The sequence below is a fragment of the Streptomyces sp. CA-135486 genome (assembly GCF_050936555.1).
In the GTDB taxonomy this organism is placed as follows: domain Bacteria; phylum Actinomycetota; class Actinomycetes; order Streptomycetales; family Streptomycetaceae; genus Streptomyces.
Genome location: NZ_JBNJMM010000001.1, coordinates 2048715 through 2071559, shown reverse-complemented (window position 1 = coordinate 2071559; position 22845 = coordinate 2048715). Strand labels below are relative to the sequence as shown.

Genomic DNA, 22845 nt, shown 5'->3' with positions numbered 1-22845 from the left:
TTGTGACAACCGCACGTCTGCCTCTCTTCCCGCTGAACTCGGTACTGTTCCCGGGCCTCGTCCTGCCCTTGAACGTCTTCGAGGAGCGATATCGCGCCATGATGCGCGAGCTGTTGAAGACGGACGAGTCCGAGCCGCGCCGCTTCGCCGTGGTCGCCATCCGCGACGGCCGCGAGGTCGCGCCGACCGCGCCCGGCATGCCGGACCCGACCTCGCTGCCCGAGCGCGGTCCCGCGGCGGGCTTCGGCGCCGACCCGATCCAGGCGTTCCACCGGGTGGGCTGTATCGCGGACGCGGCGACGATCCGCGAGCGTGACGACGGCAGCTTCGAGGTGCTCGCCACCGGAACGACCCGGGTCAAGCTCCTCTCGGTCGACGCGAGCGGCCCGTATCTGACGGCGGAAGTCGAAGAGATTACGGAGGAGGCCGGAGACGGCGCGGGCGCCCTCGCGGAGGGTGTGCTGCGGGCCTTCCGCAGCTACCAGAAGCGGCTGGCGGGGGCCCGGGAGAGGTCGCTGTCCACGAACGCGGACCTGCCGGACGATCCGTCGGTGGTGTCGTATCTGGTGGCGGCCGCGGCGGTGCTGGACACCCCGTCGAAGCAACGCCTGCTCCAGGCGCCGGACACGGCCACCCGGCTGCGGGAGGAACTGACGCTGCTGCGGGCGGAGACCGCGGTGATCCGCCATCTGCCGTCGCTGCCCGCGGTCGACCTGACCCGGGCGCCGACGAGCCCCAACTGACAGGAGCAGCCTGCCGTGCCGAAGAAGCCCAAGAAGTCCGGCGGCACGCCCGCGACGGTCGCCCTGACCACGGCGGGCACGGCCTTCACGGTGCATGCGTACGACCACGACCCGGCGTCGCCCTCCTACGGCGAGGAGGCGGCCGTCGCGCTCGGTGTCTGTCCCGACCGGGTCTTCAAGACCCTGGTCGCGGACGTCGACGGCGAACTGACGGTGGCGGTCGTCCCGGTGGCGGGCCAGCTGGACCTCAAGGCACTGGCGGCAGCGGTGGGCGCGAAGCGCGCGACGATGGCGGACCCGGTGGCGGCGGAGCGCACGACGGGCTATGTCCGCGGCGGCATCTCCCCGCTGGGCCAGCGCAAACGCCTGCGCACGGTCCTCGACGCGTCGGCGTCCGGCCATCCGACGATCTGCGTCTCGGCGGGCCGGCGCGGCCTGGAGGTCGAACTGGCGCCCGCGGATTTGGCGGCGCTGACGGGGGCGGTGCTGGCGCCGATCGGCCGCGCGTAGGGGGTCGACGGCGGGGCGGTACTCGGCTACGACCGTAGGAACCGAGGGGAATGAGGACGGTCATGTCCAAACGCACCCGCAAGCGCAAGTGGCGCATCCGCAAGCACCGCGCAAACCACGGCCGCCGCCCGGCCTGACGGCGCGGGGGTACGCCTGCGGCGCTTTTCCCCGCCCCGCCCCTTCCCGAACCGGGGGCTCCGCCCCCGGACCCCCGCGCCTCAATCGCCGGCGGGGCTGAAATTCAGCCCGTCCGGCGATTGAGGACACGCGCGAAGCGCGTCCCGGGGGCCCAGGGGGCGATGCCCCCTGGCTACGGGATGGGGGTACCTCCCACGGCCGCCAGGCCGTAGGAGGAGGGCGGGGCCGGGACAAGGCCCGCCGCAGGCGTCAGGCCGGTCCGCCGGGCCCCGGACCGTACCCCGTTGGCCACTCCGGCTCCGGATCCCGCGGCCCGAACAACGCCGTCAGCGCGAGGTGAACCACCATCGCCGCCACCGGCCAGGCCAACACCGCCCCCGTCGCCTTGAGCTCCAGCGGCGCGTCGAACGTCACGCCCTCCCCCACCGCCCGCGCATGCGCCACCACGTCGTCCATCGGGCCGAACCACTCCCCGATCCCCCACGCCAGCAGCGAACCCAGCAGGCCGCCCAGGGCCAGCGCGGCCACCAGCGCGATGCCCCCACGCCTGCGGAGCCAGAACACGGCCGCCGCGCTCACCGCGCCGAAGGCGAGGGCCAGCAGCACGAACGTACCGTCCGCCCCCACCGCCTCCTCGCCCTCCGTGTCCTTGAGGAAGACCGCCTTGCCGTTCGAGATCAGCGGCACCCGCGGCGCCAGCCACAGCCACAGCAGCCCCAGCGCGACACCGGCGATCGCCACGGCCGCCAGCACCACGGCCGCGTCCCGCAGATCCGTCCTCAGATCGGCACCGCCGCCCTTCGCACCCGGTACGTAGTAGGGCGCGGGAGGCGGCGACTGCCACGGGTCGTCGTTGTTCGGCGAAGGCTGGTGCGGCGGAGTCAGAGGTGCGGTCACCCCGCCATCGTGCCAGGCGGGCCCGGACGGTGCCTCACCGGACTGCCGCCCGCCGGTACGCCCACGTCGCGACCGTCAGCGAAACCACACCGACCGCCGCGCAGACGGCGAGGTCGAGACCCACCACCGCCCAGTCGGGACGCGCGTCAAAGGTTCTGGCGAGCGCCTCGACTCCGTATGTCGACGGCAGTAGATCCCGCGCGTACGAGACGGGACCGGGCAGCCGGTCGGCCGGCAGCACCCCGAGCAGCAGCGCCGCGGACATGCCCAACTGCCCGAGCAGCGTGGCCAGTTCCTGGCGCGGCGCGAGCAGCCCGAGCGCCGCGCCAAGACCGGCGAGGGCCGCCCCCGCGAGCGGGATCACCGCGGCGAGCACCCACAGATGCGTCAGCGGCAGCTGGAAGAGCACGCTGCCGGCGATCGCCGTGACGACCGTCCCGGGCACCGTGAAGGAGGCGTACGCCCCCGCCGCACCGAGCACGACCGCCGCGGGCGGCACCGGCAGCGTGGCGTAGTGGTCGAGGCCGCCCCCGGCCCGCAGCTGTCCGAAGTACTGGGCGAGGAGATTGAGCGCGACGAACGCGACGACGAGGACGCTCGACCCGGCGACGACGGCCCGCGCCTCGCCGCCCCCGTCGACGACCCCGCGCATCAGCACCATGATCCCGATCGACTGGAAGGTCGCCACGAAGAGCAGCGGGATCCGGGCGACCCGCGCCCGCGACAACTGCGCGCGGTACACGGCGCCCAGCGACGGCAGCAGCCGCGCCCGTGGCGCGAGCGGCGCGACGGCCGCGGCCCGGCTCTCCACTGAGACCTTCGCGGACACCACCTCCGCGGGCACGATGCTCACGCCTTGACCAGCCCCCTCGTCGCGTTCCCGCCGAGCGCCAAGTACACGTCCTCCAGGCTGGGCGTGGCCAGCGTGAAGTCGTCGAGCGCCGCGAAGGCCGCACCGCCCGTCACCGCCGCCACCGCCGCCCGCGCCTCGTCCGGCGCCAGCCTGAGCACCCAACGGCGCCCGGACTCCTGCGCCAGTGCGCGCAGCGCGGTGACCTCGGGCACCTCCAGCGGCGCCCGCTCGCGCCACACCAGCTCGACCCGCACCTCGCCGGCGATCCGCTCCTTGAGCCCCGTCGGGGTGTCGCAGGCGATGACGCGGCCCCGCTCCAGCACGGCCACCCGGTCCAGTACGGTCTCGGCCTCGATGACATTGTGAGTGACGAGCAGCACGGTGACCCCGTTCTCGGCCCGCCGCCGGTCGACGGCGGCCCACACCGCGCGCCGCGCGACGGGGTCCATGCCGGTGGTCGGCTCGTCCAGTACCAGCACCGGCCGCTCTCCCACCAGCGTCGTCGCGAAGCAGGCCAGCCGCCGCTGCCCGCCGGACAGCTTCTTCAGCGGACGCGCGGCGAGCTCGGTGAGACCGAGCTCGTCCAGTACGGCGTCCCGTTCGGCCCGCGCCTCCCGCACGGAAAGGCCGCGCAGCCGTCCCGTGGTCTCGGCGGCGAGCGCGACGGTCAGTTCGTCGAGTGCGGTGGACTGCTGGCCGAGGTAGCCGATGAGCCGGGCGGCCCGCTCCGGGTGGCGTACAAGATCGTGGCCCAGCACCTCGACGCTGCCGGCGTCCGGGCGCATCAGCCCGGTGAGCTGTCGTACGAGAGTTGACTTGCCGGCGCCGTTGGGCCCGAGCAGACCGAAGATCTCGCCACGCCGCACCTGGAGGGAGATCCCGTCGGTGGCGCGTACCTCCGGCGTTCCCGGAGCCCCGCGGCGACTGCGCACGGCGGGGTACGTTTTGACCAGATCCCGCACCACGCACACCGTACTCACAAGGGACGAGCCTACGGGGTCGGCCGGGCTACTCCCCCGCGGGGGCGTGTTCCGCGGCCGCCCGCACATCGATCTCGCGCCAGAATCCTGCCCGGATCGCATAGCGGTCGTGCTCGTCGATCTGGTCGTCCTTGTGCGCGAGCAGCCCGAAGCGCGCGGCGTAGCGCAGCAGTTCACCGTCAATGCGGTGCGGGATGCGCGGATACATGGTGCTCAGCTTCTGCACATGGCTGGACTCCGCCAGCCGTTCCATCCAGCGCCGGGCGAAGACCTGGCCGACCTCGAAAGGGTCGCCGCCGACCGTGGTGATGTCCTCCTCCCGGTCGGCCCAGCGCTGCTCGGCAGTGGTGAGCTGGGCCAGTGTCGGCAGCGAAGCGGTCTCCGCCGGCTCGCCCAGCGCCCCGGCACCGGGGCGCTCGACCCAGCCCTTGTCGGAGGACCAGCGCAGGGTGGCGCTGGCGGGGTGCGGCGCCGGGTGCTGGCCGGGGGCACGCAGGCCTGCCAGGTCCTTGGGGGTGGGCACGCCTTTCGCCGCGGGAGCCGGGACCTGCTCGGAGCAGTTCTCCGAGGGGGCCGGCTGCGAGCCGTTGCGTACGGCCTCGGCGGCGCGCTCCTGCGAGGCGGCCAGCGCCGACTCGGGCAGCGGCGCGGAGAGGATCGCCGCGATCTCGGGGCGGGGCACGGGCGGTGGCGCGCAGATGCCGGTGAGTTCCTTGGCCCGTACGGCACGGGTGATCCAGGCACGGTCGAGCACCCGGCGCTCGTCGGCCTCGGCCACCAGGTCCTCGGACTGGTTGTAGTCGCCGTCGGCGGCCTGCACCGCCCAGAGATGGACGGCGACTCCGTGCTCCTTGGCCGACATCAGACCGGGCAGCAGATCCCCGTCGCCGGTCACCAGGACCACATCGGAGCAGGCACGGTTTCTGGCCAGTTCGGTCAGCTCGGCGTGCATGGCCGCATCCACCCCCTTCTGCGCCCAGCGGCCGTCGCTGCGGGTCAGGGCGCCGAGCCGGACCGTCACCCGTGGCATGACGCGCAGCCGCCGGTGTTCGGGTTGCGGTACGCGGTCGGGGGCGCCGTCGAACCAGTAGATACGCAGCAGTGGGCGCTGCGTGTCGGTCTCGGCGAGTTCGCGCAGGCCCTGGATGAGGGCGGCGTGGTCGACGGTGATCCGGGAGCGCGCCGGTTCCCCGGCGAGGAGACTCGCGGCGGCGCCCAGCAGATATCCGGCGTCCACCAGGACTACGCAGCGGTCCACGCGTTCCACCCTCTTTCGGGAACCTCGGGATCGGGGAATCGAGGAAATATCCGGATCAGGGAAGAGTCCGGATCGGGGATTGTTCCGGGTTTCCTTCGAGTCTGCCCGACCGCGGGAGGGTTAACGGCCGGAACTCGATCATCGGCGTGGCGGATCCACGGACCGCGCCGCACAAACGCCCGTTACGCACTGCAATGATCCAAAATGCGGCGGTTTATCCCGTATGTGAGTCTGACAGCGGCCCTGGCCCCGAGATCCCCACAGGAGGAATCACCATGGCCAAGAACAAGAACCGCAAGCAGAGTGGTCAGCAGGACCGCGCGTCGTCACCGGAGCACGGCCCCGAGCAGGCCGCCAAGTCGACCGCGTACGAGTCCCAGGCGCAGGCCCGCCCCCAGTCCCAGGCTCAGGGCAGCCCGGCGGACGTGGCCCGCAAGCACCAGAAGCGCTTCGGCCACAACTGATCGCCCTACCAGCGCTCTCACGCCACAGGGGCGCGCCCGTGACGACGGGCGCGCCCCTTGCGTATGCGTACAGAAGTCTTCGCCGCGTACGAAAGTTTCCGCTGCGTACGAAGGTCTCAGCCGGCCAGGCAGGACGGGCCGAGCAGCACCTTCAGATCGCCGAAGAGCGCCGGGTCGGGCTGGACCCGGTGCCGGTCGAGCCGTAGCACCGTGGTCTTGCGGGGACCCTGCAGCTTGATCCGCACCTCGGTGTTGCCCTTGTGGTGGCTGAGGATCTCGCCGAGCCTGCTGATCATCGGAGGGGTGACCTTGACCGTGGGGATGGTGACGACCACCGGGGCGTTGGTGCCCGCCGACGAGAGGTCGGGGACCATCAGCTCCATGGCGACAAGACGCGGGATGTCCTCGCGCTTGTCGAGCCGTCCCTTGACGAAGACCACGGTGTCCTCGACGAGCTGCGTCGACACCAGTTGGTAGGTCGCCGGGAAGAACATGCACTCGATGGAGCCGGCCAGATCCTCGACGGTGGCGATCGCCCAGGCGTTGCCCTGCTTGGTCATCTTGCGCTGCAGGCCGGAGATGATGCCGCCGATGGTGACGACCGCGCCGTCCGCGTGCTCCCCGCCGGTGAGCTGGGAGATGGCCGCGTCCGTCTTGTCGCTCAGGACATGCTCGATGCCGAAGAGCGGATGGTCGGAGACATAGAGGCCGAGCATCTCGCGCTCCTGCGCGAGCAGATACGACTTGTCCCATTCGATGTCGGAGAACTCGACGTCGAGCCCGAAGCCCGGCTCGTCGTTGTCCTCCTCGCCCATCCCGCCGAACAGGTCGAACTGGCCCTCGGCCTCCTTGCGCTTGACCGCCACCACGTTGTCGATCATCGGCTCGTGGTGGGCGACCAGGCCCTTGCGGGTGTGGCCCATCTCGTCGAAGGCGCCTGCCTTGATGAGCGATTCGACGGTCCGCTTATTGCAGACGACGGCCTCGACCTTGTCGAGGAAGTCGGGGAAGGTGGTGTACTTCCCCTTGGCCTTGCGGCTGCGGATGATCGATTCCACCACGTTCGTGCCGACATTACGAACGGCGGAGAGGCCGAAGAGGATCACGTCGTCGCCCTGCGCGGCGAAGTTCGACTGGGACTCGTTCACATTGGGCGGCAGCACCTTGATGCCCATGCGGCGGCACTCGTTCAGATAGACCGCGGACTTGTCCTTGTCGTCCTTCACCGAGGTGAGCAGCGCGGCCATGTACTCGGCGGGGTAGTTCGCCTTGAGATACGCGGTCCAGTAGGTGACCAGGCCGTACGCCGAGGAGTGTGCCTTGTTGAACGCGTATCCGGCGAACGGGACCAGCACGTCCCACAGCGCCTGGATCGCCTGGTCCGAGTAATTGTTCTTGCGGGCGCCTTCCTGGAACAGAACGAAGTTCTTCGCCAGCTCCTCGGGCTTCTTCTTGCCCATCACCCGGCGGAGGATGTCGGCCTCGCCGAGCGAGTACCCGGCGATGATCTGGGCGGCCTTCTGCACCTGCTCCTGGTAGACGATCAGGCCGTAGGTGACGCCGAGGATCTCCTTGAGAGGCTCCTCGAGCTCCGGGTGGATCGGCGTGATCTCCTGCTGGCCGTTCTTGCGGAGCGCGTAGTTCGTGTGCGAGTTCATGCCCATCGGGCCCGGCCGGTACAGGGCCGAGACGGCGGAAATGTCCTCGAAGTTGTCGGGCTTCATCAGCCGCAGCAGCGAACGCATGGGGCCGCCGTCGAACTGGAAGACGCCGAGCGTGTCACCGCGGCAGAGCAGTTCGTACGTCTTGGGGTCGTCCAGCGGGAGGGAGAGCATCTCCAGGTCGACGCCCTTGTTGGCCTTCACCATCTTGATGGCGTCGTCCATGATCGTGAGGTTGCGCAGGCCGAGAAAGTCCATCTTCAGCAGGCCCAGCGACTCGCACTGCGGGTAGTCCCACTGCGTGATGGTGACGCCGTCGGTGTGCCGCACCCAGATCGGGGCGTGGTCGACAATGGGCTCGCTGGACATGATGACGCCGGCGGCGTGCACGCCCATCTGCCGGACCAGGCCCTCGACGCCCTTGGCGGTGTCGATGACCTTCTTCACGTCCGGCTCGTTCTCGTACATCCCGCGGATCTCGCCGGCCTCGCTGTAGCGAGGGTGCGAGGAGTCGGTGATGCCGGAGAGGTCGATGCCCTTGCCGAGGACGTCGGCGGGCATGGCCTTGGTGAGGCGGTCGCCCATCGCGTACGGGTAGCCGAGGACGCGGGCGGAGTCCTTGATCGCGTTCTTCGCCTTGATCTTTCCGTACGTGCCGATCATGGCGACCTTGTCGGCGCCGTACTTCTCGGTGACGTACCGGATCACTTCCACGCGCCGGCGCTCGTCGAAGTCGATGTCGACATCGGGCATGGAGACGCGCTCGGGGTTGAGGAACCGCTCGAAGATCAGGCCGTGCTCGATCGGGTCGAGGTCGGTGATGCCCATCGCGTACGCCACGATCGAACCGGCTGCGGAGCCTCGGCCGGGGCCCACCGCAATGCCGTTGTTCTTGGCCCACATGATGAAGTCGGCGACCACGAGGAAGTAGCCCGGGAACCCCATCTGGATGATGACGTCCATCTCGTACTCGGCCTGCTTCTGGCGGTCGTCGGGGATGCCGGCCGGATAGCGGCGCTCCATGCCGCGCCGGACTTCCTCCTGGAACCAGGTGATCTCGGTGAAGCCCTCGGGGATCTCGAACTTCGGCATGAGGTTCTTCGCCTCGAACATGCCGGTGGTGTCGATCTGCTCCGCGACGAGGAGGGTGTTGGCGCAGCCCTCCTGCCAGGCGTCCGAGGAGTCCACGGCGTACATCTCGTCGGTGGACTTGAGGTAGTACCCGGTGCCGTCGAAGCGGAAGCGGTCCGGGTCCGAGAGGTTCTTGCCGGTCTGGATGCACAGCAGGGCGTCGTGCGCGCCGGCCTCGTGGGCGTAGGTGTAGTGCGAGTCGTTGGTGACGAGCGGCGGGATGCCGAGCTTCTTGCCGATCTCCAGCAGGCCGTCGCGGACCCGGCGCTCGATCTCGATGCCGTGGTCCATCAGTTCCAGGAAGTACCTGTCCTTGCCGAAGATGTCCTGGTACTCGCTGGCCGCCTTGAGGGCCTCGTCGAACTGGCCGAGGCGCAGCCGGGTCTGGAGCTCGCCGGAGGGGCAGCCGGTGGAGGCGATGAGCCCCTCCGACCACTGGGCGATGGTCTCCTTGTCCATCCGGGGCCACTTCTGCAGCCAGCCCTCGGCGTACGCGTCGGAGGAGAGCCGGAAGAGATTGTGCAGACCGGTCTTGTTCGCCGCCCAGATCGTCTTGTGGGTGTAACCACCGGAACCGGAGACGTCGTCCCGCTTCTGGTGCGGCTGCCCCCACTGGATCTTCCGCTTGTTCCGCCGGGACTCCGGGGCGACATACGCCTCGATGCCGATGATGGGCGTGACGTCCGCCTTCTTCGCCGAATGGAAGAAGTCGTACGCGCCGTGGAGGTTGCCATGGTCGGTCATGGCGATGTGCGTCATGCCCATCTCATTGCAGGCGTTGAACATGTCCTTGAGCCGCGCGGCACCGTCCAGCAGGGAGTACTGGGTGTGGACGTGAAGGTGCGTGAAAGGCGGCTTGGTCACGGCGGAGGCCTCCAGCGAAAACGGCGGATGACAGGCTGCGGGCAGTCTGGGGGAACAGCGTGGAAGTCTACGTCGCCGCACTGACAGTCGGCGGGCACTCCCGGGTACCTTCGTGCGTTGGAGGGGCGGAACACCGCTCCTCATTTGTCAGGCACCAGGAGGCACCCAGCGATGTCGGTACCGCGCCCCGCCGAGGTCACAGCCGAAGAGCGTGGCGAGCAGATTCTCGCCGTCTTCGACACCGCTTTCGGCCAGCTGCTGGCCGCCGATCCCGCTGCCTTCCAGGTCAAGTTCCGGAAGATGGCCGCCTCGGCGTTCGCGTTCTACCGGGGCACGGCCTGCCTCTTCTACAACGACCTGGAGCGGGAGCAGCACGGCGGCCCGTTCCTGGACGAGCGCACCGGCCGGGTCTGGATCCACGGCGATCTGCACGCCGAGAACTTCGGCACGTACATGGACGCCAACGGCCGTCTGATCTTCAACGTCAACGACTTCGACGAGGCGTACGTCGGCCCCTTCACCTGGGACCTGAAGCGGCTGGCCGCATCGCTGGCGCTGATCGGCTACACCAAGGCGCTCAGCGACGAGCAGATCACCGAGCTGGTACGGATCTACGCCGCGTCCTACCGCGAGCGCATCCACGCCCTGGCGACGGGCGCGAAGAACGACGAGGTGCCGCCCTTCACGCTGGACACCGCCGAGGGCCCGCTGCTGGACGTACTGCGCGACGCCCGCTCGCTGACCCGCTTCTCGCTGCTCGACTCGATGACCGAGATCCGCGACTTCGAGCGCCGGTTCGCGCCCGGCGGCGGCTCGATCGAGCTGGACGCGGCCACCCGGTACAAGGTGCTGGCCGCCTTCGACGGCTATCTGGAGACGCTGCCCGAGTCCAGCCTGACCCGGCCCGACTCCTATCGCGTCAAGGACGTGGTGGGCCGTCGCGGCATCGGCATCGGATCCGCGGGCCTGCCCTCGTACAACATCCTGCTGGAGGGCAACAGCGACGCCCTCGAGAACGACGTCATCATCTATATGAAGCAGGCGCAGACCCCCGCGGTCTCCCGGCACATCACCGACGGCGCCGTGCGGGAGTACTTCCAGCACGAGGGCCACCGCACGGTGATCTCGCAGCGCGCGCTGCAGGACCACGCCGATCCGTGGCTGGGCTGGACCGAGCTGGACGGCGCCGGCCAGCTGGTCGCCGAGGTCTCTCCGTATGCCGTGGATCTGGACTGGTCCGACATCGACGACCCGGAGGAGATCACGGCGGTCGTCGCCGACCTGGGCCGGGCCACGGCCACAATGCACGGCGCGGCGGACTACGAGAGCGGGCACTCGCTGGTGCCGTTCTCCACGGAGCGGGCCATCGACGCGGCGATCGCGGCCGACGAGGAGGCCTTCCCCGAGCTGCTGGTCGAGTTCGCGCACAGCTACGGCGCGCGGGCGCGGGCGGACCACCAGATCTTCGTGGACCTGTTCCGCAACGGCCGGCTGGGCTGAGCGTCGGCGGAACTTAGGGACCGCTTACCGGCAGGCATGGGACACTCCCGGGTGATGGACATATCAGGGATGCAGCTCAGGGGGCTGCGGGCAGCGATCTTCACGGCACTGGTCGTGACGCTGTCCGTGGCTTCCCATGTGCTGCTCTCCCGGGCTCCGCTGCCGCTGACCACCGTCGCGGGTCTGTCGGCGGGCGTCTTCGGCGTCGTGTACGCCCTGTCCGGCCGCGAGCGGGGCTACTGGCGGATCGCGAGTCTGCTCGTCCCGCTGGAGCTGGCCGCGGACACCGTGTTCACCACCGGCCAGGACGTCTGCTACGGCCCCGGCGGCGGGCCGGTCGCCGGTTCGCTGCGCTCGGTCGGCTTCGACGTGCTGTGCGGCGACAGCGTCGGCGCACAGCTGCCGGGTGTGTCCACCGGCCATGGCGCGTTCCCCCTGCTCCACTCCACCGATCCCGCCCTGCCCTGGCTGCTGCTCGCCGCCCATGTGTCGGTGGGCCTGCTCGCCGCGGCCTGGCTGCGGCGCGGCGAGTCCGCGCTGGCCACTCTGGTGCGGGCGGTGGGCGCCTTCGCGTTCCGGCCGCTGCTGCTGGCGGTCGCGGCGTCGGGGACGGCGCACCGGTCCGTACGCCGGGGGGCGGGCCCCGCGCTCGGCCGCCCCCGGATCTCCCGCACCCGCCTGCTGGTGCACTCCGTCGGACGGCGGGGACCGCCACGCTCGGCCGCAGTTTTCGCCTGAGCCCGCAGTCCCCCTTTTCCGTATCTCTCGATACGACATCACACGGAGTGAATCAGCATGAGTGCACGCAACAGCCAGGCCAACAAGGCGGCGGCCCGTGAGCGGCTGCGCCAGGAGCGTGAGCGCCAGGCCAAGAAGGACAAGACCCGCCGGCAGCTTGTCGTCATCGGCTCGACGGTCGTGGTCCTCGCGATCGCGGGCGGCATCGGATACGCCGTCATGCAGGCGAACAAGCCGGGCCACTGGGAGTCGGTGAAGGACGAGAAGAACATCTCCGCGCCGAAGAACACCGAGGGCGAGAACGGGACGACCGTCGTCATCGGCAAGGCGACGGCGAAGAAGACGCTGGAGCTGTACGAGGACTCGCGCTGCCCGGTCTGCGCGAACTTCGAGCAGTCGGTGGGCGCGGCGGTGAAGAAGGACGCCGACGCCGGGAAGTACAAGATCAAGTACATAGGCGCGACCTTCATCGACAACGCTGACCAGGGCGAGGGCTCGAAGAACGCGCTGAGCGCGCTGGGCGCGGCGCTGAATGTGAGCCCGGAGGCGTTCTCGGAGTACAAGGCCGCGCTGTACTCGGCGAAGTACCACCCGCAGGAGAGCGACGACAAGTTCGCGAAGGACGCGTACCTCCTTGAGGTCGCGGACACGGTCCCGGCGCTGAAGAACAACGCGGAGTTCAAGAAGAACGTGGAGGCCGGGACGTTCGACGCGTGGGCGATGAAGATGTCGGCGACCTTCGACAAGAGCGGGGTCCAGGGCACGCCGACGCTGAAGATGGACGGCAAGAAGGTCACGGCGCAGGGCTCGGACAGCCCGCCGATGACGGTGGCCGAGTACAACGCGGCGATCGCCAAGGCCCTCAAGGGCTGACCTCGCCGACCGGGTGCGCCGCCGCGCGCTGGCGCACCCGGCCCGCGCCCCAGCCCCACCCGGTCCTCCCTCCGGACAGACGGCGGAGCACCCGGGCATCCCGTGGCAACCCGACGCGCCCGACGGGCTGGGCCGCCGGCCCCCGGCGGAGCCGACGGCCCGCGACGCTGAGGCGGAAGTCCCCCTCACGGTGGAGCCGTCGGCGGACGGGAGGGAACGCGCCGGTGGACCGTTACCGATGGGTCGGCGAACTTTCCCCGTTCGCCCGCGCATTCGGTTTACCGGTCAGTAGTCTGATCGGCCGTGACCAGTCGATTCTCCTCAACTCCCAGTCGCCGCACGGTCGTCAAGGCCGCCGCCGCCACCGCTGTCGTCGCCGCGCCCGCCCTCGCGGTCGCCACCACCGCCACCGCCGCCTCCGCCGAGGAGGCCTCCGTCTTTCAGCACGGCCTCGCCTCCGGCGATCCGTTGCCCGACGGGGTGCTGCTGTGGACGCGCATCACCCCCGCCCCCGAGGCCGTGCCCGGCTCGGGCAAGGGCCCTGACACCGCGGTGGGTTGGGAGGTCGCGGAGGACAAGGGCTTCACCCGTATCGTCGCCCGCGGCAGCACGACGTCGAAGGCCGCCTCCGACCACACCGTCAAGGTGGATGTAAGGGGCCTGCGCCAGGCGACCGCCTATTACTTCCGCTTCACCGCCGGCACGAGCGTCTCTCCCGTCGGCCGTACCCGCACCGCGCCCGCCACCGACGCCTCGACGCCCGGCGTCCGCTTCGGCGTGGTCTCCTGCGCCAACTGGGAGTCCGGCTACTTCTCCGCGTACCGCCATCTCGCCGCCCGTGCCGACCTGGACGCGATCCTCCATCTCGGCGACTACATCTACGAGTACGCGACCGGCGGCTACCCCGAGCCCAAGTACGTCGTACGGCAGCACTCGCCCAAGAACGAGATCATCACGCTCGCCGACTACCGCACACGGCACGCCACCTACAAGACGGACGCCGATCTGCAGGCGCTGCACGCCACCCACCCGGTGATCGCGATCTGGGACGATCACGAGTTCGCGAACGACACCTGGTCGGGCGGGGCCCAGAACCACACGCCGGGCACCGAGGGCGACTGGGCCGCGCGCGCCGCGGCCGCGCGCCAGGCCTACTTCGAGTGGATGCCCGTACGCGCCTCCACCGAGGGCACGGTCTACCGCCGGCTCCGCTTCGGCAAGCTCGCCGATCTGCACCTGCTGGACCTGCGCTCCTTCCGCTCGCAGCAGACGACGATCGGCAACGGCAGCGTCGACGACCCCGAGCGCACGATCACCGGCCGCGCGCAGCTGGACTGGCTGAAGGCCGGTCTCGCCGGATCGGACGCGTCCTGGAAGCTCGTCGGCACGTCGGTGATGATCTCGCCGGTGGCCTTCGGTTCGCTGCCGGCCCATCTCCTGGAGCCGATCGCGGAGTTGCTCGGCCTGCCCAAGGAGGGCCTCGCGATCAACGTCGACCAGTGGGACGGCTACACGGACGACCGCAAGGAGCTGCTGGCGCATCTCACGCAGCGCGGCATCGAGAACACCGTCTTTCTCACCGGGGACATCCACATGGCGTGGGCGAACGATGTGCCGGTCAAAGCGGCGACGTACCCGCTGTCGCGGTCCGCGGCGACCGAGTTCGTCGTGACGTCGGTGACGTCCGACAACCTGGACGACATCCTCCATGTCGCGCCCAACACGGTCTCGCTGGTGGCCGAGACGGCCGTCAAAGCGGCCAACCGCCATGTGAAGTGGCTGGACATGGACAACCACGGCTATGGAGTGCTCGACATCACCGCCGAGTACTCCCAGATGGACTACTACGTCATCTCCGACAAGACGAAGCAGGACGCGACCACCAAGTGGAGCCGCTCCTACCGGACGCTCAGCGGAACGCAGAAGGTCGAGCGGGTGAACCAGCCGGTGCGCTGACCCCCGCCCCGACGGCGAATTCCAGCCACTCCGCGATGTGTTAACTCAAGATCACATCGCCGCGACGGGTGGCGTGATCCGCACCATAAATGCGGACACACCACCCGTCGCTTCAACCCCACTTGTTACGCGCACATCTCAATCCCCGGACGGCCCAGGCGGTTTCATCCCCCATGTCCCCGGGTCTACGCGAGTCAATTGGGCCTGATCAGCTCTCATCCAGTCATGTCATGCACCCGTAATCTCCCCGCGGTGGCCAAAAAAAGGCCCTCCCCCACACCCCCACGCGAGGAGACCCTGTGCGTACTCTTGCCCGAATATCGCCGCGTTTGCGCAACCGCGTAGTCGGCACGGCAATCATGGCCGGAACCCTGGCCCTCTCACCGCTCTCCGCCCCCGCGGGCATCGCCGCCGCCAAGGCGCCCGGCACCAAGGCAACCGCCGCCACGTCCGCCTCCGACAAGTGCGCCGAGGACACCGGCACGAGCGCCGCCGCCCGCAAGTCCCGCCCCGTCGGCGGCACCCAGGCCCACGAGCCCAACGAGGTCACCGCCGCCAAGGCCAAGGCCATGGACGCGGATCTGAAGAAGAGAGTCGAGGCGGCCCGGGCCGACGGCCGCAGACTCTCGGCCGCCGCCACGACCACGATCCCGGTCTACTTCCACGTCATCCACAGCGGTTCGACCGGCAAGCTCACCGCCACCGACATCTCCAAGCAGATCTCGGTCCTCAACGCGGCCTACGCCGGCCAGGGCACCGGCAACACCAACTCGAGCTTCCAGTTCTCGCTGGCCGGCACCGACTACACGGACAACGCCACCTGGTACAACGGCATCGAGCCCGGCTCCTCCGCCGAGACGGCCATGAAGTCCACGCTGCGCAAGGGAGGCAAGGGCGCGCTGAACTTCTACACCGCCAGCCTCGGCGGCGGTCTGCTCGGCTGGGCCACCTTCCCGTCCTCGTACGCCTCCGCCCCGTCCGACGACGGTGTGGTCGTCCTCGACACCTCGCTGCCCGGCGGTTCGGCGACCAACTACAACGAGGGCGACACCGCCACCCACGAAGTCGGCCACTGGATGGGGCTGTACCACACCTTCCAGGGCGGCTGCTCCGGCAACGGCGACTATGTCTCGGACACCCCGGCCGAGAAGACCGCGGCGACGGCCTGCCCGACCGGCCGTGACACCTGCACCAACAAGACCGGCGTGGACCCGATCCACAACTTCATGGACTACACCTACGACCCGTGCATGTACCAGTTCACCGCGGGCCAGGTGCAGCGCATGAAGGACAGCTGGACCGCCTACCGGGCCGGCTGACGCCGGGCTGCCCGCCGCACCCGCGGCGGGCAGCCACCCCCTCTAGCCCTGCTCGAGCGTCGACAGGAAGCCCAGCGCAATCCGCCAGGTCTGCTCGGCCGCCGACTCGTCGTAGTCGGGCAGCTCCGGGTCGGTGTACAGATGCCCGGCACCCGGGTAGCGGTAGATCTCCACATCGGCTCCCGCCCGCTGCATCTGCAGATACCAGGTGTTCAGCCAGTCGTGCGGCTCGAAGGGGTCGGGATCGGCGACATGCAGCTGTACGGGCAGCTCGTCCACGCTCGCGCCCTCGGCGATGTCGGACGTGCCGTGCACCAGCAGCAGCCCGCGCGCCTTCTCGTCGCCCAGCGCGAGGTTCTGCGCGATCGAGCCGCCGAGCGAGAAGCCCGCGTACACCAGACCCCGCTCCGAGTACGGCGCGGCGGCCAGGATCGCCCGGCGCAGCAGCTCCTCCTTGCCGATCTTGTCCTTGAGCTCCCTGCCCTCCTCGACACTTTCGACGGTTTGTCCGTCGAAAAGGTCGGGCACGTGAACCTGGTGCCCGGCTTCGCGCAGCCCGTCGGCTGCCGCGTGCACAGCCGGGCGCAGACCGTAGACCGAATGGAAGAGCATGATGTTCATTCGGCCATCCTGCCAGTTGACGTCGAAGTCCAGTTAGCGTCGGAGTCATGGAGAACGTACTGCGCCCGTTGATCGTCCTCGGTGGTTCGATCGTGCTCACGCTGCTGCTCGGCTGGGTCCTTGACCTGCTGTTGCGCCGCGTGGACGACCGCCACCCCGAGACCCCGCTGTGGGGGCTGCTGCGCCGCTGCCGGCTGCCGTTCCAGGTGGTGCTGCTCACCGCGCTGCTGAGAGGGAGTTTCCGGGAAACCGGCTGGCAGCCCATCGAGGTTCACGAGGCGGGCATCGGCCATGTGCTGTCGCTGGTGCTGATCGGCGCCGGGGCCTGGCTGGTGACCCGTAACGTGTCCGCCGTCGTGGAGTCCTCGTACGCCCGCTATGCGTCGTCGACCCGCGACCCGGCCCGGGTGCGGCGGGTGCGTACGCAGGTCACGCTGATCATGCGGATCGTCACCGCGATCGTCGTGGTGGTGGCGGCCGCGGCGATGCTGCTGACCTTCCCCGGCATGGAGAAGCTCGGCGCCTCGATGCTGGCCTCCGCGGGCATCATCGGCATCGTCGCCGGTGTCGCCGCGCAGTCCACACTGGGCAATCTCTTCGCCGGCTTCCAGATCGCGTTCGGCGACATGGTGCGGATCGGCGACACGGTGGTCGTGGACGGGGAGTGGGGTGTGGTCGAGGAGGTCACGCTCACCTTCCTCGCCGTACGGACCTGGGACGAGCGCCGGATCACGATGCCTGTGTCGTACTTCACCGGCAAGCCGTTCGAGAACTGGTCGCGCGGCGGGGTGCAGATGACCGGGACGGTCTTCTTCCATCTGGATCACTCGGCTCCGGTGGGTCTGATGCGCGAGAAGCTGCCGGAGATACTGCGTGACTGCGCGGCATGGGACGGCCGGGACTGGAGTCTGGCGGTCACGGACACCACGCCGACCACGATTCAGGTGCGGGCTGTGGTGACGGCGAAGGATGCGGACGACCTCTGGACGGCGCGGTGTGCCGTACGCGAGCAGATGATCGCCTGGCTGTACGAGAAGCATCCCTACGCGCTGCCGCGGGTCTCGACGTCCCCGGCTGCTCGTGACGGCGCGTCCATCCCGCCCCCGCGGGACGAGACCTACGAGGGCGACGCCCAGGCCCGCACGGGCCGCGGCTGACACATCGTCATCGCAGGCTGTGGACGTCCAGGTGCCGCAGCACCCGGTCCACGACTTCGGGGTCCGCGCCGGGTTCGTTGCGGGCCGAGAGGACCTCGTGCCGTGCCGCCGACAGCATCTCCCGCTGGATCCGCTGGACCGTCCGCATCCGGTCCACGCGCCTGGCGAACCACTCGCGCCGCTCCTCGTCCACGATGTCCGGGCTGATCCGCACCCCGATGTCGTACGCCCTGCGCAGCAGCCGTTCGCTGATGTCCTCCGGCAGTTCCTCCACCGCCTCGATCTCCCGCAGCCGGTGCTTCGCCGCCTTGGCTGCGCGCAGTGCCAGGCGCCGTTCCAGTTCGCGTTCGGCGTCCGCGTCCGCGCGGACGCCGAGCCGCCGGACCAGCCAGGGCAGTGTCAGCCCCTGGAGGACGAGCGTGGCGAGGATGACCGCGAAGGCGATGAAGACGATCTCGTCCCGGGCGGGAAAGTCCGCCCCGCTGTCCGTCTTCAGCGGGATCGCGAGCGCCAGCGCGACCGACACCACGCCCCGCATCCCCGACCACCACATGACGACGGTCTCCCGCCAGCTGACGGGGATTTCCTCGTTGTAGTCCCGCAGTGTGTGCAGCCGCTTGGCGAGCCAGGTCGCGGGCATCAGCCACAGCAGCCGTACGACCACGACAACGCCGGTGATCGCCGCGCCCCACCCCAGCATCTGCGCCTCGCGTCCGTCGGCCGTGCCGAAGACGTTGTGGAGTTCGAGTCCGATGAGCCCGAACGCGACTCCGGTCACAAGGGTGTCGACGATCTCCCAGAAGGTGTTCCCGGCGAGCCGCCCCATCACGTCGTCGGCGTCGGCGGCGTGCTCGGCCAGGAAGAGGGCGGTCGTGAGGACGGCGAGAACACCCGACCCTTTCAGCTCCTCGGCCAGTACGTAGCTGACGAACGGCACCATCAGCGACAGGCCGATCTGCAGCGTCGCATCGCCGAGGAGCCCCATCAGCTTGTTGGAGAGCCAGCCGAGCGCAAGTCCGACCGCCACGGCCACCACGGCCGACAGCACCAGTTCACCGGCCGCGGTGGGCCAGGAGAACGACCCGCTCACGGCCGCCACGATCGCCACGTGGTAGAGCACGATCGCGGTGACGTCGTTGAACAGCCCTTCCCCTTCCAGGATGGAGACCAGCCGTCGCGGCAGTCCGAGCGAACCGGCGACCGCGGTCGCCGCCACCGGGTCGGGCGGCGCGACCAGCGCGCCGAGCGCGACCGCCGCGGCGACCGGCACCCCGGGAACGATCGCGTTGGCGACGGCCGCCACCGCCGCCGTCGTCACGAATACCAACGCGACCGCGAGCAGCAGGATCGGCCGGATGTTGGCGGTGAACTGCCGCCAGGAGGTGCGCTGCACGGATGCGTACAGCAGCGGCGGCAGCAACAGCGGCAGGATGAACTCGGGCGGCACGTCGACATTCGGCACGATCGGCACAAAGGCCAGAACGATCCCGGCCAGCGTCATCAGCACGGGCGCGGGCAGCCTGAGCCGCTCCCCCAGGGGCACCGTCACCACGGCCCCGAGCAACAGCGCGAACAGCAGCGCCAATTGGTCCACGGTGTGCCCTCCGGCGGTTGGAGACCTCCACGGTCAGGTCTTCCAGCCTGCCACGCAAAACACCGTAATCGCCCCAACACCCCCTGTAGCAGAGGTTTCTGATTCACGATCCTGAACAGCCATCGGGTGTTTATTGCGCGTGAGGTCTTCCCGGTCTGCTGGGGCGCGGGCACCACGCCGGTTCCCGAACAGCCTGAAGCTGATGCTCAGCCACGGTGAGGCGCAGGACCAGCGCGGCCAGTGGCGCGGCGGCATCGGCTACTCACGCCTGCCCATCGGCCACTTCAACCTCACCCTCGCCGGCGGGATCACCGCCGTCGACTGGACGCTGGAGCTGTACGATGCCGAACTGCGCGGCACCGTCACCACCACCCGCGGCAACCTCGCCTTCTCCGCGCTCGTCCACAGCGAGACCGGTGCGCTGCTCCGGCGGGCGCTCACCCGGGCTGGGGCCTACCGGACTGAGTCGCGGGCGGGCGCCCACGCGTCCGCGCTAGAGCGCCCGCCGCATCGCCCTGTGGCCGATACCCGCGTCCAGGAACTCCGCCCCGTACGCCGCGTACCCCAGCCGCTCGTAAAACTCCGTCGCATGCGTCTGCGCATGCAGGTCCACCGCCGCCAGGCCCCTCTCGCGGGCGGCCTCCTCGATCGCCCGGACCAGCGCCGCGCCCACCCCCAGGCCCCGCGCCGCCCTGCTCACCGCGAGGCGGCCCAGCGAGCCCACCGACGGGTCACCGCCGGTGCGGTCCGCCGCGGCCGGGCCGTACAGCAGGCGGCCCGTCCCCAGCGGCAGCCCGTCCGCGCCGACCGCCAGCACATGCACCGTGTCCGCATCCACCTCGTCGAACGCGTCGTACTCGATCTCCGCCGGCACCCGCTGCTCGACGACGAAGACTTCCTTCCGTACGGCGAAGCACGCCTCACGGTCCGCGGGCCCGACCGCCACCCGCACCTCAAAGACACTCACGCGCTCTCCGCAGCGATCTTGTCCAGGGCCACCCGCAGGTCCTCCGGGTACGAGCTCTCGAACTCCACCCACTGCCCGTCCGACGGATGCTCGAAGCCCAGCCGCACGGCGTGCAGCCACTGCCTGGTCAGCCCGAGGCGCTTCGCCATGGTCGGGTCCGCGCCGTACGTCAGATCGCCCACGCAGGGGTGCCGGTGCGCCGACATGTGCACCCGGATCTGGTGCGTACGCCCCGTCTCCAGCTTGATGTCCAGCAGCGACGCCGCCCGGTACGCCTCGATCAGGTCGTAGTGCGTCACCGACGGCTTGCCCTCCGCCGTGACCGCCCACTTGTAGTCGTGGTTCGGGTGCCGGCCGATCGGCGCGTCGATCGTCCCGCTCATCGGGTCCGGGTGCCCCTGCACCAGCGCGTGGTACCGCTTGTCCACGACCCGGTCCCGGAACTGCGCCTTCAGCAGGGTGTACGCCCGCTCCGACTTGGCGACGACCATCAGCCCGGACGTGCCGACGTCCAGCCGGTGCACGATCCCCTGCCGCTCCGCCGCGCCCGACGTCGAGATCCGGTACCCCGCAGCCGCGAGACCGCCGATCACGGTCGTGCCGGTCCAGCCGGGGCTCGGATGCGCGGCCACGCCCACCGGCTTCACGATCACGACGATGTCCTCGTCGTCGTGCACGATCTCCATGCCCTCGACGGGCTCGGCCACGATCTGCACCGGCGCGGGCGCCTGCGGCATCTCGACCTCGAGCCAGGCCCCGCCGCGCACCCGCTCGGATTTTCCGACCACCGAGCCGTCGACCTGTACCTTCCCGGCAGCGGCCAATTCGGCCGCCTTCGTACGGGAGAACCCGAAAATCCGGCTGATGGCGGCGTCGACGCGCTCGCCCTCAAGGCCGTCGGGTACGGGCAGGGTGCGGATCTCGGGAAGCGTACTCACCCGTTGAGTATGCCTTGTCAGTCCTTGTGGACTGTCCCGTCGGGGTCCAGCCCCCTGAAGGACAGGATCACAATCAGGAAGCCGCCGCAGACGATCGCGGAGTCGGCGAGGTTGAAGACGGCGAAGTGCGCGGGCGCGATGAAGTCGACGACCGCGCCCTTGAAGACGCCCGGCGCACGGAAGATCCGGTCGGTGAGATTGCCGAGCGCCCCGCCGAGCAGCAACCCGAGGGCGATCGCCCAGGGCAGGCTGTAGAGCTTGCGCGCCAGCCGGGCGATCACGATGATCACCGCCGCCGCGATGCAGGTGAAGATCACGGTGAAAGCCTCGCCCATGCCGAAGGCCGCGCCGGGGTTCCGTACCGCCGCGAACTTCAGCAGATCACCGATGATCTTGATCGGCTCGTGGTGCTCCAGCTTGGCCACCACGATCATCTTGCTGACGAGGTCGATCACGTACGCCACGACCGCCACGCCGAACAGCACGGCGATCTTGCGCCTGCCCCTGGGCTGCTCGGCGGGCGCCGCAGCCTCGTCGGCTCCCGCTGAATCCGACGTACCGATGGTGCGCTCCGCCTCTGCCACGTGAGTCCCTCAACCTAGGTGCCTGACTGAGCACGAGGGTACGGCACACACGTACGGAGTCAGCCTCGCCGTTCCTGCTTCTGCTTGTCCTCGACGCAGAGGGTCGCGCGCGGGAAAGCCTGCATACGGGCCTTGCCGATCGGGTTCCCGCAGACCTCGCAGAGCCCGTACGTTCCGGCGTCCAGCCGCAGCAGTGCCCGCTCGGTCTGCTCCAGCATGTCCCGCGCGTTGGCGGCGAGCGCCAGCTCGTGCTCGCGCGTGATGTTCTTGGTCCCGGTGTCGGCGTCGTCGTCGCCGGCGCCGTCGCCGGAGTCCCGCATCAGCCCGGCCAGGGACTCCTCGGACGAGCTGATCTCGATGGTCAGCCGGGCCGCCTCACTCTCCAGCTCGGCACGTGCCTCGGCCACCTCCTCGGGGGTCCATGGGTCCTCGCCGGGTCGCACCGCGAGCCCGCCCGGCGGTGTCGCGGCGGCTGTACGGATCGTGGGCACCGTGGCCGCACCCTTGCCGGCTGCGGATGACGCTCCCGCGGTCTTCTTCGCTCCCACCGTTCTGGCTCCTGTCTGCTGTGCGGCCTGGGCCGCCCCTTTGGCCGCGGTTGCGGCCTTCTTCGCGGCCTTCTTGGCCACGGCCTTCTTCGCAGGTGCCTTCTTCACCGGCGGCGTACGGTCCGCGGTCGCGGCCGTCGCCCTCTTCTTGGTGGCGGTTGTCTTCTTGGTGTCGGCCTGCTTCGCCGCGGTCTCCTTGGCGACGGCCTTCCCGGTCGTGGTCGTCTTTGCCGTGGTCGTCTTTGCCGTGGTCGTCTTTGCCGTGGTGGTCTTCGTCGGAGTCGCCTTCTTCGTCGCAGGGAGGGTCTTGGCCGTGGCCTTCTTCGTCGTGGCCTTCTTCGTGGCGGCCTTCTTCGTGGCGGCCTTCTTCGTGGCGGGTGCCGCGACCGCCGACACCCGCTTCACCGTCGACGTCGCCGTCGCAGCCGACGCCTTCTTCGCCGCCGCCTTCTTGGTCACCGGCTTCTTCGCCGCCGCCTTCTTCGCGGCGGTGGATCTTGCGGACGCCGTCTTCTCGGCGGTCTTCTTCGCCACCATGGCCGCGGCCCCTT

The 22845-nt window shown here is 69.7% G+C and carries 20 protein-coding genes; 9 read left to right on the top strand and 11 right to left on the bottom strand.

From position 1 onward, the window contains the following. The first annotated feature begins 2 nt into the window (after positions 1-2). The gene (locus ACQEVG_RS09365; protein WP_432979817.1) at positions 3-743 is read left to right on the top strand and encodes an LON peptidase substrate-binding domain-containing protein; all 741 of its coding nucleotides are present in this window, start codon (positions 3-5) and stop codon (positions 741-743) included. Positions 744-758: 15 nt separating this feature from the next. Beyond that, a complete protein-coding gene (gene ybaK, locus ACQEVG_RS09360; protein ID WP_432979814.1) occupies positions 759-1253 on the top strand; it encodes a Cys-tRNA(Pro) deacylase in 495 nt (164 codons plus the stop codon). Between the two features lie 387 nt (positions 1254-1640). On the opposite strand, the gene ACQEVG_RS09355 is transcribed toward ybaK, so the two are convergent. The 4 genes from ACQEVG_RS09355 to ACQEVG_RS09340 are packed head-to-tail and all read right to left on the bottom strand — an operon-like array spanning position 1641 to position 5379. After that, positions 1641-2288: a DUF2567 domain-containing protein gene (locus ACQEVG_RS09355; RefSeq protein ID WP_432979811.1), complete on the bottom strand. Its 648-nt coding sequence runs from the start codon at positions 2286-2288 to the stop codon at positions 1641-1643. A gap of 34 nt (positions 2289-2322) precedes the next feature. Beyond that, positions 2323-3141: an ABC transporter permease gene (locus tag ACQEVG_RS09350; RefSeq protein WP_432979808.1), complete on the bottom strand. Its 819-nt coding sequence runs from the start codon at positions 3139-3141 to the stop codon at positions 2323-2325. Then, positions 3138-4103, bottom strand: a complete 966-nt coding sequence (locus tag ACQEVG_RS09345) for an ABC transporter ATP-binding protein (RefSeq protein ID WP_432985198.1) — start codon at positions 4101-4103, stop codon at positions 3138-3140. The genes ACQEVG_RS09350 and ACQEVG_RS09345 overlap by 4 nt, the downstream gene beginning before the upstream one ends. A 46-nt stretch (positions 4104-4149) precedes the next feature. Then, positions 4150-5379, bottom strand: a complete 1230-nt coding sequence (locus ACQEVG_RS09340) for an NYN domain-containing protein (protein WP_432979805.1) — start codon at positions 5377-5379, stop codon at positions 4150-4152. 275 nt (positions 5380-5654) lie between these two features. Between ACQEVG_RS09340 and ACQEVG_RS09335 the strand changes: the two genes are divergently transcribed. Next, positions 5655-5843, top strand: coding sequence for a hypothetical protein (locus ACQEVG_RS09335; RefSeq protein WP_432979802.1), 189 nt, complete (start codon positions 5655-5657; stop codon positions 5841-5843). Between the two features lie 116 nt (positions 5844-5959). Here ACQEVG_RS09335 and dnaE read toward each other — a convergent pair whose 3' ends face one another. After that, complete coding sequence (gene dnaE / locus ACQEVG_RS09330) at positions 5960-9499, bottom strand: DNA polymerase III subunit alpha (RefSeq protein ID WP_432979799.1); 3540 nt, start codon at positions 9497-9499, stop codon at positions 5960-5962. A gap of 171 nt (positions 9500-9670) precedes the next feature. Between dnaE and ACQEVG_RS09325 the strand changes: the two genes are divergently transcribed. The 5 genes from ACQEVG_RS09325 to ACQEVG_RS09305 all read left to right on the top strand — a co-directional run bounded on the left by ACQEVG_RS09325 (position 9671) and on the right by ACQEVG_RS09305 (position 15885). Further along, positions 9671-10999, top strand: coding sequence for a DUF2252 domain-containing protein (locus ACQEVG_RS09325; RefSeq protein ID WP_432979796.1), 1329 nt, complete (start codon positions 9671-9673; stop codon positions 10997-10999). Between the two features lie 54 nt (positions 11000-11053). Then, entirely contained in the window at positions 11054-11737 is a 684-nt protein-coding gene (locus ACQEVG_RS09320; RefSeq protein WP_432979793.1) for a hypothetical protein, read from the top strand. 57 nt (positions 11738-11794) lie between these two features. Continuing rightward, positions 11795-12610 carry a DsbA family protein gene (locus ACQEVG_RS09315; RefSeq protein ID WP_432979790.1) on the top strand — a complete coding sequence of 272 codons (816 nt, stop codon included), beginning with the start codon at positions 11795-11797 and terminating at the stop codon, positions 12608-12610. Between the two features lie 303 nt (positions 12611-12913). Next, complete coding sequence (locus ACQEVG_RS09310; protein ID WP_432979787.1) at positions 12914-14566, top strand: alkaline phosphatase D family protein; 1653 nt, start codon at positions 12914-12916, stop codon at positions 14564-14566. 359 nt (positions 14567-14925) lie between these two features. After that, the gene (locus tag ACQEVG_RS09305; protein WP_432985195.1) at positions 14926-15885 is read left to right on the top strand and encodes a zinc metalloprotease; all 960 of its coding nucleotides are present in this window, start codon (positions 14926-14928) and stop codon (positions 15883-15885) included. Positions 15886-15927: 42 nt separating this feature from the next. On the opposite strand, the gene ACQEVG_RS09300 is transcribed toward ACQEVG_RS09305, so the two are convergent. Next, positions 15928-16506, bottom strand: coding sequence for a dienelactone hydrolase family protein (locus tag ACQEVG_RS09300; RefSeq protein WP_432979784.1), 579 nt, complete (start codon positions 16504-16506; stop codon positions 15928-15930). Between the two features lie 47 nt (positions 16507-16553). Between ACQEVG_RS09300 and ACQEVG_RS09295 the strand changes: the two genes are divergently transcribed. Next, positions 16554-17663 (top strand): mechanosensitive ion channel family protein, encoded by a 1110-nt coding sequence (locus tag ACQEVG_RS09295; RefSeq protein WP_432979781.1) that lies wholly within the window; start codon positions 16554-16556, stop codon positions 17661-17663. Between the two features lie 7 nt (positions 17664-17670). Here ACQEVG_RS09295 and ACQEVG_RS09290 read toward each other — a convergent pair whose 3' ends face one another. The 5 genes from ACQEVG_RS09290 to ACQEVG_RS09270 all read right to left on the bottom strand — a co-directional run bounded on the left by ACQEVG_RS09290 (position 17671) and on the right by ACQEVG_RS09270 (position 22831). Then, on the bottom strand, positions 17671-19257 hold the full coding sequence (locus ACQEVG_RS09290) for a Na+/H+ antiporter (protein WP_432979778.1): 1587 nt from the start codon (positions 19255-19257) through the stop codon (positions 17671-17673). Positions 19258-19750: 493 nt separating this feature from the next. Continuing rightward, a complete protein-coding gene (locus ACQEVG_RS09285) occupies positions 19751-20224 on the bottom strand; it encodes a GNAT family N-acetyltransferase (protein ID WP_432979775.1) in 474 nt (157 codons plus the stop codon). Then, the gene (locus ACQEVG_RS09280; protein ID WP_432979772.1) at positions 20221-21162 is read right to left on the bottom strand and encodes an RluA family pseudouridine synthase; all 942 of its coding nucleotides are present in this window, start codon (positions 21160-21162) and stop codon (positions 20221-20223) included. The genes ACQEVG_RS09285 and ACQEVG_RS09280 overlap by 4 nt, the downstream gene beginning before the upstream one ends. 17 nt (positions 21163-21179) lie before the next feature. Next, positions 21180-21746 carry a signal peptidase II gene (lspA, locus tag ACQEVG_RS09275; RefSeq protein ID WP_432979769.1) on the bottom strand — a complete coding sequence of 189 codons (567 nt, stop codon included), beginning with the start codon at positions 21744-21746 and terminating at the stop codon, positions 21180-21182. 59 nt (positions 21747-21805) lie between these two features. Further along, a complete protein-coding gene (locus ACQEVG_RS09270) occupies positions 21806-22831 on the bottom strand; it encodes a TraR/DksA family transcriptional regulator (protein ID WP_432979766.1) in 1026 nt (341 codons plus the stop codon). Between the last annotated feature and the right edge of the window lie 14 nt (positions 22832-22845).

Coding starts and splice junctions, on each gene's coding strand:
- ACQEVG_RS09335 (WP_432979802.1), top strand. CDS start 5,655: ATGGCCAAGAACAAGAACCGCAAGCAGAGTGGTCAGCAGGACCGCGCG.
- ACQEVG_RS09325 (WP_432979796.1), top strand. CDS start 9,671: ATGTCGGTACCGCGCCCCGCCGAGGTCACAGCCGAAGAGCGTGGCGAG.
- ACQEVG_RS09320 (WP_432979793.1), top strand. CDS start 11,054: ATGGACATATCAGGGATGCAGCTCAGGGGGCTGCGGGCAGCGATCTTC.
- ACQEVG_RS09315 (WP_432979790.1), top strand. CDS start 11,795: ATGAGTGCACGCAACAGCCAGGCCAACAAGGCGGCGGCCCGTGAGCGG.
- ACQEVG_RS09305 (WP_432985195.1), top strand. CDS start 14,926: ATGGCCGGAACCCTGGCCCTCTCACCGCTCTCCGCCCCCGCGGGCATC.
- ACQEVG_RS09300 (WP_432979784.1), bottom strand. CDS start 16,506: ATGAACATCATGCTCTTCCATTCGGTCTACGGTCTGCGCCCGGCTGTG.
- ACQEVG_RS09295 (WP_432979781.1), top strand. CDS start 16,554: ATGGAGAACGTACTGCGCCCGTTGATCGTCCTCGGTGGTTCGATCGTG.
- ACQEVG_RS09270 (WP_432979766.1), bottom strand. CDS start 22,831: ATGGTGGCGAAGAAGACCGCCGAGAAGACGGCGTCCGCAAGATCCACC.